Consider the following 17,706-nt stretch of genomic DNA (forward strand, 5'->3'; position numbering starts at 1 on the left):
CCCTCGATGTCCTTGCCCGCCACCATCATCAGGTCGGCCATCTCGTCGACCACGATGACGATGTAGGGCAGCGCCGACAGGTCCATCTCCTCCGTCTCGTAGACAGCCTGCCCGGTCTCGCGGTTGAAGCCGGTATGGACCTCGCGTGTGATCACCTCGCCCTTGGCGCGGGCCTCGGCCATGCGGGCGTTGTAGCCGTCGATGTTGCGCACGGCGATCTTGGACATCTTCTTGTAGCGCTCCTCCATCTCGCGCACGGCCCATTTGAGGGCGATGACCGCCTTCTTGGGATCGATGACCACGGGCGAGAGCAGGTGCGGGATGCCGTCATAGACCGACAATTCGAGCATCTTCGGATCGACCATGATCAGGCGGCACTCCTCCGGCTTCATCCGGTAGAGCAGCGACAGGATCATGGTGTTGATGGCGACCGACTTGCCCGAGCCCGTGGTGCCCGCCACCAGCAGGTGGGGCATCTTGGCGAGATCGGCGATGATCGGCTCGCCGCCGATGTTCTTGCCCAGGCACAGGGCGAGCTTGTGCTTGCTCATCCCGAAATCGGCCGAGGCGAGAAGTTCGCGCAGGTACACCGTCTCGCGGGTCTCGTTGGGCAATTCGATGCCGATGACGTTGCGACCGGGGACCACGGCGACGCGGGCCGAGACCGCCGACATCGAGCGGGCGATGTCGTCCGAGAGCGAGATCACGCGGCTCGACTTGGTGCCGGGGGCCGGCTCCAGCTCGTAGAGGGTGACGACAGGACCGGGACGCACCGCGAGAATGTCGCCGCGCACGCCGAATCTGCTGGAGGTTGAGCGCGTTCTGCTCCAGCACGTCGGCATCGACCTCCTCGGTTTCGTTCAGGGGCGGCTCGGCCAGGAGTTCGAGGGCGGGGTGCTCGTAATCCGCGTTCTCCACGAAGGACATCGGCACGTGCCGCCCGGCCGGGATGAGCAGCGGGCGCTCGGGCAGGATGGCGCGCGACAGGGTGACGACGGGCACGGACGCCGCGACGGGCGCCTCGGGCTCCACGGCCGGGACCGCGGACTCGACGACGGACATTTCGGCGACGGGAATCTCTGAGACGAGAGTCTCGGAAGCGGAAATCTCGGGAGGAGAGATTTCGGGTGCGGAGATCTCGGGCGCGGAGATCTCGGGCGCAGGGGTGCCCTTGGGGTTGCGCAGCAGCACCGGCCGGGCCGGGATCGGGGTCGGCACGAAGGCCGGCTCGGCGGCACGCGGAACCGGGACGAAAGGCGCCACCGGCACGAAGCCGAGCGCGTCCGAGACGGCAGGGGAGGGGGCCTGAGCAGGCGCCGCGACAGCGGCCACGGGCAGGATTGCCGCCGCCGGAGCGGCCGGACGGCCGGCGCGGATCGCCGCCCGCGCCGCCATGGCGTGAAGCGGCGCCGGGCGGGCCGGCATCGCGGTCCCGACCGGGAGCGCGTTGTCCTGGCCGTCGACGGGGCAGGGCGGGCCGAAGGTCTCGAACCGCACCAGATGCTCGAGGCGATAGGCCGGCGCACCGGTCCGGGCCGGCTCGGTCACCGAAGCGTCCTGCTCCGCCATGACCGCTTCCGAGGCGATCTCTTCCAAGACAATCTCTTCCGAGACGATCTCTTCAGCGACGATCTCTTGCGAGACGATCTCTTCCGAGCTTGCGATCTCGACGACCGGCAGCGATGCGGACTCCGCCTGGATCGCCGACCAGGCATCGAGGGCGGCGCCGTCGCGTCCGTCGAACCAGGCGTGGACCTCGGACCAGTCCGGCACGTCCGACCAGTCGCGATCGTCGAGGACCACCGGGCTTTCGGCCGTGCCGGTCTCGACCTTGATCTCGACCTCCGCCGAGACCGGCACGGCGGCGAGTTCGTTCGCGGGCGCTTCGGGGACAGGCATGTCCGCCGTGGGAACAACCTCCGCCGCAGGAGGGGTCTGGCGGCGATCGGGGCTGCGGAAGAAGCGCACGCCGGGCGGCGCGACGAAGGGCTGGCGCCACAGGGGCTCGGGCACCTGCGCGGCCAGCGCTTCGGCCTGGGCCTGGGCGTCCAGGACGGCGCGCTCCCGGGCCTCGGCGGCGAGGCGCAGGGAATCCTGCTCGGCCTGCAGGCGCAGCGCTTCGGTTTCCGCCTCGGCATGGGCCTGGGCGCGGGCGTTGCGCTCGGCATCGAGGGCGCGCTGGCGCCGCTCGTGCAGCACCGGATCGGGGGTGCGGGTGTAGCGCACGGCCGGACCCGGCTCGGGCATCGGCGCGGAAGCCGGAGCCTCGGAGGCCTCGGGCATGATCGCGGCCGGGCGGCGCGGCGTCCGGATCAGCACGCGGGGGGCGAGGGCGTCGGGGTCCATCAGGCCGTCGTCGAGACGGCTCGTGGGCGCCACCCGGGCCGGGATCATGTCGAGGGTGGCGCGGTCGTCGAAGACCTGGGCCGGCCATGCCTGGATCGCGGGGGCGGGGCGGAAGGCGAGGCCGACCTCGTTGCGGCCGACCAGGGCCTGCGGGCTCGTCATCCAGCTCGGCGTCGGCCGGGTGGCCGCCACCGTGTAGTCCGGCCGCTGCGGCGGACCGGCAAGGCGACGCGAGAGGGTCGCGCGCAGGTTCATCAACCGGTGTGCCAGGGCGCCGATCGACAGGCCGAGGCGATCGCCACCGCGAACGGGGCGCGAAGGATCACGATGGGAGTAGGGAAGCCGTCCCGATGCGCGCATGATTGGCCGGATGTACTCAAAACGGGTCCGCCGCCGGGAGCGGCGCGGTTCACGGATGAGTTAGCGGCATCGTCGTTAACAGACGCTTGACCCGATCCCGCGCGGAGCACGCCATTTCCGTCGGGTGCCCCCCCTTCCCCGCCCTTGCGCCTTGATCCTTGAGCCTTAACCCTTGCGCTGGAGACGGATGGCGCCACGGGGTAAGGTGCCGGCATTCAGCCCGGAGCCCGCCCTTGCCCACCCCCTCGGCGACCCCGCCCGCCCCGGCCGATCCCGGCTTCCGCTCCCTCTACCGGCACGGCTTCGCCCGGGTCGCCGCCTGCACCACCCGCAGCCATCCGGCCGACCCCGCCCGCAACGTCGAGGCGATCCTCGCCCTCGCCCGGTCCTGCGATGCGGCCGGCGCCGCCGTGGCGGTGTTCCCGGAACTCTGCGTCTCGGCCTACGCCATCGAGGACCTGTTCCTCCAGGTGACGGTGCTCGATGCGGTGGAGGCGGCGGTGGCGCGCCTCGTGGCGGAGTCGGGCGCGCTCCGGCCGGTCCTGGTAGTCGGCGCACCCCTGCGCTGGGGCCACCGGCTCTACAATTGCGCCCTGGCCCTCCACCGCGGCCGCCTCCTCGGCGTGATCCCGAAGAGCTTCCTGCCGACCTACCGGGAATTCTACGAGAAGCGCCACTTCGCCGCCGGCGCCGGGATCGTGGGCGAGACCATCCGGGTCGCCGGCCTCGAGGCGCCGTTCGGCACCGACCTGATCTTCCCCGCCGAGGACGTGCCGAATCTGGTGCTCGGCATCGAGGTCTGCGAGGACCTGTGGGTCCCCGCCTCCCCCGGCATCGATGCGGCGCTCGCCGGCGCCACCGTCCTCGCCAACCTGTCGGGCAGCCCGATCACCGTGGGGCGGGCGGATTCCCGCGCGATGCTGACGCGGGCGGCCTCGATGCGCTGCCTGTGCGCCTATGTCTACGCCGCCGCCGGCACCGGCGAATCCACCACCGACCTCTCCTGGGACGGGCAGACCAGCATCGACGAGAACGGCGTGCGTCTCGCCGAGGGGCCGCGCTTCTCGCCCGAGCCCGTGATGACCCTGGCCGATATCGATCTCGGGCTGCTGGCCCAGGAACGGCTCCAGATGGGCAGCTTCGACGATTCGGGCCGGGCCGGGCCGCGCGGGTCAGGCTATCGCCGGGTGCCCTTCCGCCTCGATCCGCCGGCGGGCGATCTCGGGCTGCGACGCACGATCGAGCGCTTTCCCTTCGTGCCCGCCGATCCGGCCCGCCTCGCCCAGGATTGCTACGAGGCCTACAACATCCAGGTGGCGGGCCTGGCCCAGCGCCTGGAGGCGACGGGAACCAGGAAGGTCGTCATCGGCGTCTCGGGCGGGCTCGATTCCACCCATGCGCTGATCGTGGCGGCCCGGGCGCTCGACCGTCTCGGCCTGCCGCGCACGAACATCCTGGCCTACACCCTGCCGGGCTTCGCCACCTCGGAGGGCACCAAGGCCAACGCCCACGCGCTCATGGCGGCGCTCGGCACCAGCGCCCGCGAAATCGACATCCGCGAGGCCGCCACGGTGATGCTCAACGGGATGGACCACCCGTTCGGGCGCGGCGAGCCGGTCTACGACGTCACCTTCGAGAACGTGCAGGCGGGCCTGCGCACCGATTACCTGTTCCGCCTCGCCAATCAGAACGGCGCCATCGTGATCGGCACCGGCGATCTGTCGGAGCTGGCGCTCGGCTGGTGCACCTACGGCGTCGGCGACCAGATGAGCCATTACGGCGTCAATGCCGGGGTGCCCAAGACCCTGATCCAGCACCTGATCCGCTGGGTCATCGCCTCAGGACAGTTCGCGCCGGAGGTCGGCGTCACCCTGCGGGCGATCCTCGACACCGAAATCTCGCCCGAACTGGTGCCGGTGGCGGCGGGGGAAACGCCCCAGAGCACGCAAGGGGTGATCGGCCCCTATGCGCTGCAGGATTTCACCCTGTTCTATACCCTGCGCTACGGCTTCCCGCCCGCGAAGATCGCCTTCCTGGCCCTGCATGCCTGGAGCGACGCGCAGGCAGGGGCCTGGCCACCGGACTTTCCGGAGGCCGAGCGCCGCGCCTACGACCTGCCCGAGATCCGGCGCTGGCTCGGTGTCTTCCTCAAGCGCTTCTTCGGCTTCAGCCAGTTCAAGCGCTCGGCCCTGCCCAACGGACCGAAGGTTTCGGCCGGCGGCTCCCTGTCTCCGCGCGGCGACTGGCGCGCGCCCTCCGATGGAAGCGCCGCACCCTGGCTCGAAGACCTCGCTCGCAACGTTCCGGAGACATGAACGACACAAAGCTGTCCGATTGGCTCCTTAGGGCGTAGCTTGGGTGGGCGAATCGGAGATTGACCGATGCAGAATTACAACGTTTTCTGCTTCCGGAGCATCGAGGGCCTGTGCTGCGCCGTTCCGGAGAGCCGCGCGGTGCCGCCCTTCCTCGGCAGCGGCCGATGGGCCTTCGGCGGGAAGCTCGGCGCCACCGGCGATGCGCCGCGGGATTTCGACGACCGCGCGGCCGAGACCGCCGTGCGCTTCAACGGCTTCTACCTGTTCCAGACCATGGACAGCCGTTTCCACTGAGGCCGGGCCCCGAGCCCCTGCATCAGGCCGCTGTCGGCACGATCCGAACGCCGCCCCGCATGGGACGAACCGGCCTTCGCGGGAAGCGGGCCGGGGAGACGGGCTGCCGAGATCCCGGCGACGAAATCCTGATCGGAAAAGTCTGACCGGGCAGGCTGGTCCGCGGACGGTTGCGAATTCTGACACCAAAATCCCGGTCGCGAAGTCCTCGCCATAGAAGTCCTCGCCACCGAAGTCCCCAGTTCGATGTCTCGCCCGATCCCAACAACGCGGCGATTATTCCTTAACAGGCCGCGTGTCAGGGTTCCGCTTCGTCTGAAACGGAGCCGGAGGCCGACCCCATGTCGGAGCAGCAGGGTACGGACAACCGCAAGGAGGCCCGACAGAGGACCTTCCTCAAGGGCCGGATCATCTTCAACAAGGGGGCCTCGACGATGGATTGCCTGGTGCGGGATCTGTCCGCTTCGGGCGCGCGCCTGGCCCTGACCGAAACCCCGACCCTGCCCGAGAGCTTCGACCTCTACATCCCGCAGAAGGCAAAGACCTATCGGGCCAGCCTGTGCTGGCGCCGCGCCGACGGCATCGGCGTCACCTTCGCGGACGAGGCCGCGCAGGCGTCCGCGCCGCCGAGTTCCCAGACGCCCCCGTCATCGCCGGACGGGGCGGCCCCCGGGGCGGACGACGCCGCCTCGGTGCTGGCCCTGGTGCGCCGGATCGGCGAACTCGAGGCCGAGAACGCCGCCCTGCGCCGCCTCCTCGCGACCCTGCCGGCCTGAGGCTGCGATCCCGCCCGGCGGAATCGTTTTCCCGGGGCCCGATCAGGCGGACAGCGCCGCCCGGATACGCGCGGCATGCTCTGCCAGGACGGCCTTGTCCGCCATGCCGCCGCTGTGGCGATGGAGCGGCACCCCCTCGAAACGGGGCACGACGTGGACGTGGAGGTGGAACACCGTCTGTCCGCCCGCCGGCTCGTTGTACTGGAACACCGTGAGGCCATCGGCCGCGAAGGCCGCCTTCACCGCGCGGGCGACCCGCTGCACCGTCCGGGCCAGGGCCGCGAGGACGTCCGGGTCGGCGTCGAGGAGACCGCGCGACGGGGCCTTCGGGATCACCAGGGTGTGGCCGTCGCCCTGCGGCATGACATCCATGAAGGCGAGGGTATCGGCATCCTCGTAGACCCGCTCGGCCGGGATCTCCCCCCTGAGGATCTTGGCGAAGACGTTGTCGGGATCGTAGGCTGACGCTGCGGGCGTGACGGTCATGCGGCCGGCTCCGGTTGTGGTCCGAGGTGATCGGCGCGCACGATGCACAGCCCGACGCACCCCGTCCACCTCGTCCCCACCCTCCTCATCCTCGGCTTGGGCTGTCGCGTCGGGACCCTGCCGTTTGGACGATCCCGGTGCTTCGCCGCTCAGTCTTGGGAAGCGAAAGCCGCGTCCGACGCATGCCGGAGAGCCGGCCCCTGCAACCCAGGGTCTGTCACCCGACGATCCCACAACGAATCGTCTCCGACCCCTTGACCTTCCCACCGTGGGAAGCACCATCTGCGGGACGTCGCGCACCGGCAGCCGGTGCATCACGACGCAGGGCGAACCGGCGGGGTTTCGAACCGCCCCCCCGGGGCCGGCCCGCGTCACCCGTCGAGGAGCCCCCATGTCGAGTCCTGCCCGGACGGCCACCCTGTACCGCATGGTGATGCCGAAGCACACCTGTCCCTATGGCCTGAAGGCCAAGGACCTGCTCGAGCGCGAGGGCTTCGCGGTCGAGGACCATTGGCTGACGACGCGGGACGAGACCGACCGCTTCAAGGCCGAACATGACGTGAAGACCACGCCGCAGACCTTCATCGCCGGCCAGCGCGTCGGCGGCTACGACGACCTGCGCCGACATCTCGGCCGGTCCGTCCCGGACCCCCAGGCCACGACCTACACGCCGGTGATCGCGGTCTTCGCCATGACGGCCCTGATGGCGCTCGCCGCCAGCCACGCCGCCTTCGGCTCCCCCTTCACCCTGCGGGCGGCCGAGTGGTTCATCGCCCTCAGCATGTGCGTGCTCGCGATCCTGAAGCTGCAGGACATCGAGCGTTTCTCGTCGATGTTCCTCGGCTACGACCTGCTGGCCCAGCGCTGGGTACGCTACGCCTACGCCTATCCGTTCTGCGAGGCGCTGGCCGGGCTCCTGATGCTGTCCGGCGCCCTGTCCTGGATCTCGATCCCGGTGGCGCTGTTCATCGGCACGGTGGGGGCGGTCTCGGTGTTCAAGGCGGTCTATATCGACAAGCGCGAGCTGAAATGCGCTTGCGTCGGCGGATCGAGCAACGTGCCGCTCGGCTTCGTCTCGCTGACCGAAAACCTGATGATGGTCGGCATGGCCCTCTGGATGCTGGTCATGGTGGCCTGATCCGCCGGCCGCCCGATCGATCGGCGGCCGAACCCCGCGGGAGCCCGGCGCACGAAGCCGGGCCGACCTTCATCCGGGGCGGCGACCTTCGGACGCGCAGAACTGTCATGGACGGAGAACCTTTGGGGGCTGCCGTGCGTTGCCTGCGCTTCGCCCCCAGCGGCAACGCTTGTCCGGACGCCGCGCCCCGCGGGCGGGCCGGTCGGGCGTCGCCGCAGCCCCGATCGCGTCCCGCAAAGAGCACCGCCCCCGCATGGCCCATGAGAGCACCAGCGCCATCTACACCGCGGCGGGCGCCAACCTGGCCATCGCCGTGGCGAAATTCGTGGGCGCCTTCCTCACCGGCAGTTCGGCCATGCTGGCCGAGGGCGTCCACTCGGTGGTCGACACCACCAACCAGATCCTGCTGCTGATCGGCATGAAGCGGTCGCAGCGCCCGGCGACGGAGAAGCATCCGTTCGGCTACGGACGCGAGCTGTACTTCTACGCCTTCATCGTGGCGCTGTTCATCTTTCTCGGCGGCGGCGCCTTCGCGGTCTACGAGGGCATCCACAAGCTCCAGCATCCGGAACCCTCGGCGGACGCGGTGATCTACGGCTACCACATCTCCGGATTCTGGGTGAACGTGGCGATCCTGGGCTTCTCGGTGATGGCCGAGGGCTATTCCTGCTTCGTGGCCATGAAGGCGTTCTGGGCCGAGAAGGGCCAGCGCCCACCCCTCGCCGCCATCCGGCGCAGCAAGGACCCGGCCCTGTTCACGGTGCTGGCGGAGGACGTCGCCGCCCTGATGGGCCTCGTGGTGGCGCTCGCCGGCGTGATCTTGGCGCATGTCCTGGACATGCCGTCCCTGGACGGCTGGTCCTCGATCGGCATCGGCCTGATCCTGATCGGGATGGCGGCCTTCCTGATGGTGGAGACGCACGGCCTCCTCATCGGCGAGGCCGCAGACCCGGAACTCGTCGCGGCGATCCGCGCCGTGGTGCGCGACGAGCCCGGCGTGCACCACGTCAACACCGTGCTGACCCAGCACCTCGGTCCCTCCGACGTCCTGGTCAACATCAGCCTCGACATGGACGACACCCTCAGCGCCGGGCAGATCGAGGCCATGGTGGCCCGTGTCGAGGCCAAGCTGAAGGCCCGCAGTCCTGACGTGACCCGCGTCTTCATCGAGGTTCAGGCCCGGGCGAGCCTCGAAGCCATGCCTGAGACCCCGGCCCCTATGCCCGCCTGAAGCTCAGGGGGCAGGCTCGGCCAGGGCCGCCACGATGGCGGCGTCCAGGGCCTCGGGCTTGGTGGCGGGGGCGTAACGGGCGATCACCCGCCCGTCGCGCCCGACCAGGAACTTGGTGAAGTTCCATTTGATCGCCCGACTGCCGAGGAGACCGGGCTTGGCCCGGGTGAGGTGGGCGTAGACCGGATCGGCGCCGGGCCCGTTGACCACGACCTTGGCCAGGAGCGGGAAGCTCACGTCGTAGGTCAGGCTGCAGAAGCGGGCGATCTCGGCGGCGTCCCCCGGCTCCTGGGCGCCGAACTGGTTGCAGGGGAAGCCCAGCACCACGAGGCCCTGGGCGCGGTGCTTCCGCGCCAGGGACTCGAGGCCGGCATATTGCGGCGTGAACCCGCATTTCGAGGCGGTGTTGACGATGAGCAGCACCTGGCCCCGATGCCGGGCCAGGGGGTAGGGCGCTCCATCGGCCGCGCGCGGGGTCAGATCGTGAAGGCTGTCCATGGGCGGGCGACCGTGGGTTCGACGCGCGGGCGGGCGTTCAGGCGGCGGTGCGGCGCTCGACGAGGCGGGCCAGGAAGGCCGAGCCGAGCGGGATGATGCTGTCGTCGAAATCGAAGCTCGCATTGTGCAGGCCGGGACCGGGCGTCGAGCCGATCCACGCATAAGCGCCGGGCACGCGCGCGACCATGTCGGCGAAATCCTCGCTGCCCATCCGGGGCTTCGACTGGTCGTCGATGCCCTCGGGCCCGAACAGCTCGCGGGCGACATCGGCGGCCGCCGCCGCATGCTCGGGGCTGTTCATCAGGACCGAGAACACGTCGCGGATGTCGACCTCGATGGTCGCGCCGTAGGCCGCCGCGATGCCCTGGGCGATTTCGCGGATGCGGGTGGTGACGAGGCTGCGCAGGTCTGCGTCGAAGGTGCGCACCGTGCCGGTGATGTGGGCGCCCTCCGGGATGACGTTGTAGGCGGCCCCGGCGTGGAACTGCGTCACCGAGAGGACGGCGCTCTTCAGCGGGTCGGCGTTGCGCGAGACGATCGACTGCAGAGCCTGGACCAGGGTGGAGCCCACCACGATCGGATCGATGCCCTGCTGCGGCTGGGCCGCATGGGCGCCGCGCCCGGTGATGCGGATGTCGAAGAAATCCGCCGCCGCCATGGCGGGGCCGGGGCGCAGCTTGATCTTGCCGTGCGGGCCGTTGGGCTGGTTGTGGATCGCGTAGATCTCGTCGCAGGGGAATTTCTCGAACAATCCGTCGGCGATCATCGCGCGGGCGCCACCCTGGCCCTCTTCCGCCGGCTGGAACACGAACACCGCGGTGCCGTCGAAGTCGCGGGTCTCGGCAAGGTAGCGCGCCGCACCCAGCAGCATCGTGGTGTGCCCGTCATGGCCGCAGGCGTGCATCTTGCCCGGCACGGTCGAGCGGTAGGGCAGGTTGGTCTCCTCCTCGATCGGCAGGGCGTCCATGTCGGCGCGCAGGCCGACCCGCCGGCCGGACCCGGTGCGGCCCTCGAGCACGCCCACCACCCCGGTGCCGCCGATGCCGCGATGGACGGTGACGCCGTAGCGGGCCAGCTCCGCGGCGACGATGCCGGAGGTGCGAACCTCCTCGAAGCCGAGCTCGGGATGGGCGTGGAAGTCGCGGCGGATGGCCACGAGGTCGTCGGCGAAGGTCTTGATGCGATCGATGGGACTCACGGGTCTTCCTTGGGCTCTCGCGTCTCGTCGGCGGAGGGTGTCGCCTCCGGCGCGGCCCCAGGCAAGTCGGATGCCGAAGCCGCATCGGTTTCGCGCCGGAACGGCGTCAGCGTGTCCAGGACTTCGGCCGCCTCCAGCACGTGTTCGCGCTCGCGCACCAAGTAATCGGCCACGGCCCGGCGCAGGGCCGGGTCGGCGATGTCGTGGGCCGAGTGCATGAGGACGGGGCGGTAGCCGCGCGCGAGCTTGTGCTCACCTTGCGCCCCTGCCTCGACGCGCTTCAGCCCCTGCGCGATGGCGAAGTCGATGGCCTGATAGTAACACACCTCGAAATGCAGGAACGGATGATCCTCGACGCAGCCCCAGTTGCGGCCGTAGAGGGCGACGTCGCCGATGAGATTGATGGCCCCGGCGACGTAGCGTCCCTCACGCTTGGCCATCACCAGCAGCACCCGCTCCGGCATGCGCTCGCCGAGCAGCCCGAAGAACGTGCGGTTCAGGTAGGGCCGGCCCCACTTGCGGGCGCCGGTATCGGCGTAGAACGCGTAGAAGGCGTCCCAGTGGGCCGGGGTCAGATCGGCGCCGGTGACGTGCTCGATGGTGATGCCGTTGGCCAGGGCGTCGCGGCGCTCGCGCCGGATCGCCTTGCGCTTGCGGGAGGCGAGTGCGGCGAGGAAATCCTCGAAGGTCCGGTAACCGGCATTGTCCCAGTGGAACTGCTGGTCGACGCGCTGCAGGAAGCCCAGCGCCCCGGCCTGGTCCCACTCGCGCTCCTGCATGAAGGTGACGTGGATCGAGGAGGCTTTGGTCTCGGCCCGCAGGGCGCGCAGGCCCGCCACGATGGCGGACGCCGCCTCGTTCACGTCCTGACCCGGTGCGATCAAGAAGCGCGGGCCGGTGACGGGGGTGAAGGGCACGCTGACCTGCAGCTTGGGATAGTAGCTGCCGCCGGCCCGCTCGTAGGCGTCGGCCCAGCCATGGTCGAAGACGTACTCGCCCTGGCTGTGGGATTTCAGGTAGCAGGGCGCCACCCCGACGAGGCGACCCTCGCGCTCCACCGCCACGTGGAGGGGAAACCAGCCGGTCTTGCGCGAGACGCAGCCGGAATCCTCCAGGGACGACAGGAAGGCGTGCGACAGGAAGGGATTGTGGGTCTCGTCGCCCCCCGACAGGGTCTCGGCCGAGGTGGCGCAGGCATCCCATTCGGCCGCCGCGATCCCGGCCAGGCCCGGCACCGCGCGCACCTGCAGCTCCGTCACGGTCTCGGCCGGGGCGTCGGGGCCTTCGCCGGAACGCTGTGTTTCGCCGGGAATGTCCATCGCGAGGCAATCTAGTCCTCGGCGACCGGCGGGCCAAGGGCGGCGCGGGGCCGCGCGCCGTCGCACGGGAGGCTTGGCATCTGAGATCTTCCTGGCCGAGATCTTGCCGGCCGAGATCTTGCCGCCGGCCGGGTGTTTTCCAGAATCAGGCTTGTCTGGGCGAGACGGCACGCCCACCGTGATCCGACGCGTGCTTCCCAGATGAGCCAAGAGGGGACTGATGACCCCGCATGTCGGGCAGACGCATCCGGTGCGGACGCCGCCCGACGATTTCGCTGACGATGTCCTGATCGCGAGGGCCAATCTCGACGAGCCAGGCACCAACGTTCCCGGCACGATCTTCGTCTCGACCATGCTGGGTGCCCATGGCCCCCGGGTGAAACGGTACGCCGACCGACCCGGACGGTCGCTGCCCTGCCTGATCGTCCCGATCGGCCCCGATCCGCAGCCGCGCGACGATTGCCTGCCGCCCATCGTCTCGCGGGCGGCGCTTCCGCGGATCACCGAATAGGTTCGCCTCAATCACGGGGCGCGACTCGGTTTCTGGACCGACGGCGCGACCCGGAACCGCCGCGAGGTCGCTGCCTTCCCGGACACTTTCGAGCCGGTTACCCGATCAGCGCCACGTTCAGGGGCAAAACCCCTCGAACACCATCTGGTCGGCGTGGATCTCGGCCTGGCGGCGCTGGTCCGGGTTGCGCACGGTCCAGGTCATCACCGGGCGCTGGCCGAGGAGCCGGCACAGCACGGTGGGGGCGCAGGGCAGGTCGTCGACTCGCCAGGACAGGAAGTCCGGCCGGGTCTCGTCGAAGTGCAGCAGGTCGGAGAGCGCGCGCCGCAGGCTTGGGGCCAGCGCCGCGTAGGCCGGATCGTCCTGGCGCGTCTGGGCGACGATGCCGCGCGGCAGGCCCGGCGCCAGCGTCCGCAGGGCGGCAACGAGGCGCGGGTCGAACGACTTCAGCGCCACGGGGCCGTCATACGCGGCCGCGAGGGCGGCGACGCGCTCCGTCAGCCGCAGATCGCCGGTGTAGCGCGACTTGACCTCGATCACGAGGGGCGTGCGCCCGCCGATCCGCTCGAGGAAGGCCGGCAGGGTCGGGATGCGCTCGGCGCTGCCCGCCACCGCCAGGGCGCCGAGAGCCGCGGCGGAGCGCGCCCCGACCGCCTCCTCGGCCGTGGTCAGGCGGCCCAGGGTCTCGTCGTGGAACACCATCGCCTCGCCATCGGCGCTGAGCTGAACGTCGCACTCAATGGCGTAGCCACCCCGAATCGCCGCCTCGGCGGCCGCGAGGGTGTTCTCCGGCACGCCGCCCGCCCGGTCGTGCAGGCCGCGATGGGCGATCGGCTGCGCGGTGAGCCAGGCGGGCGCGTTGGGACTTGCCTGCGGGCTCATTTGACCTCGAACATCGCCTCGACCTCGACGGCCGCGTCGAGGGGCAGTTCGGCGACGCCGACGGTGGAACGGGCGTGGCGGCCGCGATCACCCAGAATCTCGACCATGAGGTCGGAGGCGCCGTTCATGATGCCGGCCAGCCCCGCGAAGGTCGGAACCGCGTTGATGAAGCCGCCCAGACGGATGCACTGCACGACGCCGCGGTCGAGATCGCCCACCGCCGCCTGCACCTGGGCCAGCACGTTGAGGGCGCAGAGCTTCGCGGCGGCGATGCCGTCCTCCGCCGAAACCTCGGCCCCGAGCTTGCCCGTGTGGGCCTCGGCGATCTTGCCGTCGAGGCCGAAGCAGATCTGGCCGGAGATCACCACGAGGTTGCCGCTGCGCACGAAGGGCACGTAGTTCGCGACCGGGGCCGCCGCCTTGGGCAGGGTGAGGCCGAGGGCCTCCAGGCGTTCCGTGACGGTGCTCATGCTGTGTCGTTCCTGTGCTGGGCGGCCCCGGGTGGTCCGGCCGGGATGACGCGGCTCTGAGCACTTCCATGCGATGCACGCAAGGCGGCCCGCGCGATGCGCGCAGGGCGGGCCGCACGATCCGCGCGCAACAGCCTAATTGGCAGGCATGTCAGGCCGATGAACCCCGTCCGTCGTTGACAGAATTGGACATTTCTCTAGTAATCGCGCGCGTGCCGCCCCATCCGAGGCGGCACTTTCATTTGGTGCGGTCGCGTCTCTCGCGTGCCCGCGAGACACACGGGAAGACGGGATCGTGACATCCGCCCTTCTGCCGACCTATGCCCGGGCCCCCATCGCCTTCGAGCGCGGCGAGGGCGCATGGCTGGAGGCACGCGGGGGCGCGCGATACCTCGATTTCGGCGCCGGCATCGCGGTGAACGCCCTCGGCCACGCCCATCCGCACCTCGTCGCGGCCCTGACCGAGCAGGCGCAGAAGCTCTGGCACACCTCGAACCTGTTCGAGATCCCGGAAGGCGAGCGGCTGGGCCGGCGCCTCGTGGACGCGACCTTCGCGGACGTGGCGTTCTTCGCCAATTCGGGTGCGGAGGCCAACGAGGCCGCCATCAAGATGGCGCGCAAGTACCATGCGGCGGCCGGGCATCCCGAGCGCTTCCGCATCATCACCTTCGAGGGCGCCTTCCACGGCCGGACGCTGGCGACCATCGCGGCCGGTGGGCAAGCCAAATACATCGAGGGCTTCGGCCCGAAGGTCGACGGCTTCGATCAGGTGCCCACCGGTGATTTCGCGGCCCTCGAGGCGGCCATCACCCCGGAGACGGCGGCCCTGATGATCGAGCCGATCCAGGGGGAGGGCGGCGTGCGGGTGATCCCGCACGAGGATCTGCGGCGCCTGCGCGCGCTCTGCGACGCGCACGGTCTCCTGCTGATCATGGACGAGGTCCAGACCGGGGTCGGGCGCACGGGTCGGCTGTTCGCCCACGAATGGTCGGGCATCACGCCCGACATCATGAGCGCCGCCAAGGGCATCGGCGGCGGATTCCCCCTGGGCGTCTGCCTCGCCACGGCGGAGGCCGCGCGCGGCATGGTTGCGGGCAGCCACGGCACCACCTTCGGCGGCAACCCGCTCGCCATGGCGGTGGGCAACGCTGTCCTCGACGTGGTGCTGGCCGATGGCTTCCTCGACCATGTCCAGCGCATGGGCCTCATCCTGAAGCAGCGGCTCGCCGCCCTGCAGGACCGGCATCCGGGCGTGATCGCGGACATCCGCGGCGAGGGGCTGATGCTCGGCCTCAAGCTCAACGTCCTCAACACCGAGTTCGCGGCCGCCGCGCGGGACGCGCACCTGCTGGTGGTTCCGGCCGGCGACAACGTGGTGCGCCTGCTGCCGCCGCTGATCATCACGGATTCCGACGTGGCGGAGGCGGTCACCCGCCTCGATGCCGCCGCCGGGCGGCTCGGGACGCACCTGCGCGGAGCGGCCGAGTGACCGGCCGCTCCGCCTCCGCGAAACCCGAGACCGCAGGCGCCAACACTGCCGACACCAAGACCCCCGACACCAAGACCCCCGACACCAAGACCCCCGACACCAACACCGTTGATTCCAGGACCGCCGCGAACGTCCGGAGCCGGACCCCGCACACGAAGAACGGACCGATGACCACGACACTGAACGGGACCGGAGACGGGACCCGCCACTTCCTCGACCTGAAGGACTTCTCGGCCGCGCAGCTGCGGGCGGTGCTGGACACTTCCGCCGCCATCAAGGCGCGCCGCCGCAAGGGTGAATTGGCCGAGGACCGCCCGCTGATCGGCAAGACCCTCGCGATGGTGTTCGACCGGCCCTCGACGCGCACCCGCGTGTCGTTCGACGTCGGCATGCGCGAACTCGGCGGCGAGACCCTGATGCTGACGGGGAGCGAGATGCAGCTCGGCCGGGGCGAGACCGTGGGCGACACCGCCCGGGTGCTCTCGCGCTACGTCGACGCGATCATGATCCGCATCCTCGACCACGACCTGATGCTGGAACTGGCCGAGTACGCCACCGTGCCGGTGATCAACGCCCTGACCAAGGTCTCGCACCCCTGCCAGATCATGGCCGACCTGCTGACCTTCGAGGAGCATCGTGGGTCGATCCAGGGCCGCACGATCGCCTGGTCGGGGGACGCCAACAACGTGCTCGCCTCCTGGGTCCACGCCGCCGCGCGTTTCGACTTCACCCTCAACATCGCGGCCCCCCCGGAACTGTCGACGCCCCAGCCGCTGCTCGACTGGGCGCGAGCCGAGGGCGCCACCGTCAACGTCACCACCGACGCCTACGAGGCGGTGAACGGGGCGGACGCGGTGGTCACCGATTGCTGGGTCTCCATGGGCGACGAGGACGACCAGCACCGGCACAACCTGCTCGTGCCCTACCGGGTCGATGCCCGCCTGATGGCGGCCGCCGCCAAGGACGCGATCTTCATGCATTGCCTGCCCGCCCATCGCGGCGAGGAGGTCACGGCCGAGGTCATCGACGGCCCGCAATCGGTGATCTTCGACGAGGCCGAGAACCGTCTGCACGCCCAGAAGGGCATCCTGGCCTGGTGCCTGCGGGCGCACGGCCTCTGAGGAGGCACAGCGCGACCCGGTCGCCGTGTCGGTCGCGCCGCCGCGTCGGGATGCCTATATAGGATCCGATCCTGAACCGAGGGTCGGGGGCGGCCGTTGCGACGAGCGCGGGCGTTCCGACCGGTGCGCCGCCGCCATCCGTGCACTCCCCATACCCCGCCCTGCGGCGGCGGGAGGCCCGTGGCCCAGCCCTCGCGTTCGTCGAGCCCGATCGGAGACGCCATGACTCTTGGAACGATTTCTGGAACCACCCCCGGGGACGATCGACCCCTCGTCCCGGTCGCCATCGAGGGCGACGACGACGTGGTGCTGCCGTTTGCCGTCGAGGCCCTGGACGTGCGCGGCCGCGTGGTCCGGCTCGGGCCGTCCGTCGACACCATCCTGCGCCGCCACGGCTATCCCGATGCGGTGGCCCGCCTCCTCGGCGAGGCGGCCGCGCTCACCGTGCTCCTCGGCTCGTCCCTGAAGTTCGAGGGCCGGTTCCAGCTCCAGACCAAGACTGACGGTCCGGTCGAGATGGTGGTGGTCGATTTCGAAGCGCCCGACCGCCTGCGCGCCACCGCCCGCTTCGACACCGCGCGGGTGGAGGCCCTCGGCACCGGTCCGTTGCAGGACCAGGACCTGATCGGGCAGGGGCACCTGGCCATGACCATCGACCAGGGCCCGACCAGCAGCCGCTACCAGGGCGTCGTCGCCCTCGAAGGACAGAGCCTGGAGGAGGCGGCGCACCAGTATTTCCGCCAGTCCGAGCAGATCCCGACCCAGGTCCGCCTGGCGGTGGCCGAGCAATATGCCGGCGGCTCCCGGAGCTACCGGGCCGGCGGCCTGCTGGTGCAGTTCCTGCCCCAGTCGATTGATCGGGCGCGGCTCGCCGACCTGCCGCCGGGCGACATCCCGGAGGGGCATGTTCACCTCGACGCGCACGGCGTGCCCGAGGACGACGCCTGGGTCGAGGCCCGCAGCCTGGTGTCGACCATCGAGGACCACGAACTCGTCGATCCCGAGGTCTCGGCCGAGCGCCTGCTCTACCGCCTGTTCCACGAGCGCGGCGTGCGGGTGTTCGAGGCGCAGGGCGTGCGCGAGCAGTGCCGCTGCTCGCCCGAGCGCGTGATGGGCATGATCACCTCGTTCTCGCCCCAGGAGCGGCGGGACATGATCGCCGACGACGGCCGCATCGGCATCACCTGCGAGTTCTGCTCGCGTCGCTACGACCTCGATCCGGCGGCGGTGGAAGCCGAAGTCGCGGCCCAATCGGGAAGTTGATGACGCGCT

Annotated in this window: 15 protein-coding genes and 1 pseudogene; 9 read left to right on the top strand and 7 right to left on the bottom strand. The window is 70.3% G+C overall.

What is annotated here, in order from left to right; translation table 11 throughout:
- Positions 1-2,601: pseudogene (locus ASF57_RS21040) on the bottom strand (DNA translocase FtsK); the annotation flags it as partial.
- Between the two features lie 338 nt (positions 2,602-2,939).
- Here ASF57_RS21040 and ASF57_RS21045 point away from each other — a divergent pair.
- The 3 genes from ASF57_RS21045 (at position 2,940) to ASF57_RS21055 (ending at position 6,091) form a co-directional block, all read left to right on the top strand.
- Positions 2,940-5,021 carry an NAD(+) synthase gene (locus tag ASF57_RS21045; protein WP_056487022.1) on the top strand — a complete coding sequence of 694 codons (2,082 nt, stop codon included), beginning with the start codon at positions 2,940-2,942 and terminating at the stop codon, positions 5,019-5,021.
- A gap of 66 nt (positions 5,022-5,087) precedes the next feature.
- Positions 5,088-5,315 carry a hypothetical protein gene (locus ASF57_RS21050; protein WP_056185360.1) on the top strand — a complete coding sequence of 76 codons (228 nt, stop codon included), beginning with the start codon at positions 5,088-5,090 and terminating at the stop codon, positions 5,313-5,315.
- Between the two features lie 341 nt (positions 5,316-5,656).
- Entirely contained in the window at positions 5,657-6,091 is a 435-nt protein-coding gene (locus ASF57_RS21055) for a PilZ domain-containing protein (protein ID WP_056487025.1), read from the top strand.
- A 42-nt stretch (positions 6,092-6,133) separates the two neighbouring features.
- Here ASF57_RS21055 and ASF57_RS21060 read toward each other — a convergent pair whose 3' ends face one another.
- A complete protein-coding gene (locus tag ASF57_RS21060) occupies positions 6,134-6,577 on the bottom strand; it encodes an HIT family protein (RefSeq protein WP_056487028.1) in 444 nt (147 codons plus the stop codon).
- 391 nt (positions 6,578-6,968) lie between these two features.
- Here ASF57_RS21060 and ASF57_RS21065 point away from each other — a divergent pair, with 391 nt between their 5' ends.
- Together ASF57_RS21065 and ASF57_RS21070 are read left to right on the top strand one after the other, a co-directional pair.
- On the top strand, positions 6,969-7,715 hold the full coding sequence (locus tag ASF57_RS21065; RefSeq protein ID WP_056487030.1) for a glutaredoxin family protein: 747 nt from the start codon (positions 6,969-6,971) through the stop codon (positions 7,713-7,715).
- A 253-nt stretch (positions 7,716-7,968) separates the two neighbouring features.
- Positions 7,969-8,946: a cation diffusion facilitator family transporter gene (locus ASF57_RS21070; RefSeq protein WP_056487034.1), complete on the top strand. Its 978-nt coding sequence runs from the start codon at positions 7,969-7,971 to the stop codon at positions 8,944-8,946.
- A gap of 3 nt (positions 8,947-8,949) precedes the next feature.
- Here ASF57_RS21070 and ASF57_RS21075 read toward each other — a convergent pair whose 3' ends face one another.
- From ASF57_RS21075 to ASF57_RS21085, 3 genes are read right to left on the bottom strand one after another with little or no spacing between them, the layout of a single operon-like run.
- Complete coding sequence (locus ASF57_RS21075) at positions 8,950-9,444, bottom strand: glutathione peroxidase (protein WP_056185376.1); 495 nt, start codon at positions 9,442-9,444, stop codon at positions 8,950-8,952.
- 37 nt (positions 9,445-9,481) lie between these two features.
- Positions 9,482-10,642, bottom strand: coding sequence for a M20 aminoacylase family protein (locus tag ASF57_RS21080; RefSeq protein WP_056185378.1), 1,161 nt, complete (start codon positions 10,640-10,642; stop codon positions 9,482-9,484).
- A complete protein-coding gene (locus ASF57_RS21085; protein ID WP_056487037.1) occupies positions 10,639-11,961 on the bottom strand; it encodes a GNAT family N-acetyltransferase in 1,323 nt (440 codons plus the stop codon). The genes ASF57_RS21080 and ASF57_RS21085 overlap by 4 nt, the downstream gene beginning before the upstream one ends.
- Before the next feature lie 220 nt (positions 11,962-12,181).
- Between ASF57_RS21085 and ASF57_RS21090 the strand changes: the two genes are divergently transcribed.
- Complete coding sequence (locus tag ASF57_RS21090; RefSeq protein ID WP_056487039.1) at positions 12,182-12,472, top strand: hypothetical protein; 291 nt, start codon at positions 12,182-12,184, stop codon at positions 12,470-12,472.
- Positions 12,473-12,589: 117 nt separating this feature from the next.
- Here ASF57_RS21090 and ASF57_RS21095 read toward each other — a convergent pair whose 3' ends face one another.
- Together ASF57_RS21095 and ASF57_RS21100 are read right to left on the bottom strand one after the other, a co-directional pair.
- Positions 12,590-13,354 carry a glycerophosphodiester phosphodiesterase family protein gene (locus ASF57_RS21095; RefSeq protein WP_056487042.1) on the bottom strand — a complete coding sequence of 255 codons (765 nt, stop codon included), beginning with the start codon at positions 13,352-13,354 and terminating at the stop codon, positions 12,590-12,592.
- A complete protein-coding gene (locus ASF57_RS21100; protein ID WP_056185389.1) occupies positions 13,351-13,824 on the bottom strand; it encodes a RidA family protein in 474 nt (157 codons plus the stop codon). The genes ASF57_RS21095 and ASF57_RS21100 overlap by 4 nt, the downstream gene beginning before the upstream one ends.
- Positions 13,825-14,119: 295 nt before the next feature.
- On the opposite strand from ASF57_RS21100, the gene ASF57_RS21105 reads away from it, so the two are divergent.
- The 3 genes from ASF57_RS21105 (at position 14,120) to ASF57_RS21115 (ending at position 17,697) form a co-directional block, all read left to right on the top strand.
- Complete coding sequence (locus ASF57_RS21105; RefSeq protein ID WP_056487045.1) at positions 14,120-15,313, top strand: aspartate aminotransferase family protein; 1,194 nt, start codon at positions 14,120-14,122, stop codon at positions 15,311-15,313.
- A 167-nt stretch (positions 15,314-15,480) separates the two neighbouring features.
- Positions 15,481-16,434, top strand: coding sequence for an ornithine carbamoyltransferase (gene argF, locus ASF57_RS21110; RefSeq protein WP_056487488.1), 954 nt, complete (start codon positions 15,481-15,483; stop codon positions 16,432-16,434).
- Between the two features lie 222 nt (positions 16,435-16,656).
- On the top strand, positions 16,657-17,697 hold the full coding sequence (locus ASF57_RS21115; protein ID WP_056487048.1) for an Hsp33 family molecular chaperone: 1,041 nt from the start codon (positions 16,657-16,659) through the stop codon (positions 17,695-17,697).
- Positions 17,698-17,706: the final 9 nt, after the last annotated feature.

Origin of the sequence: Methylobacterium sp. Leaf117 (assembly GCF_001422985.1) — a bacterium.
GTDB lineage: Bacteria > Pseudomonadota > Alphaproteobacteria > Rhizobiales > Beijerinckiaceae > Methylobacterium.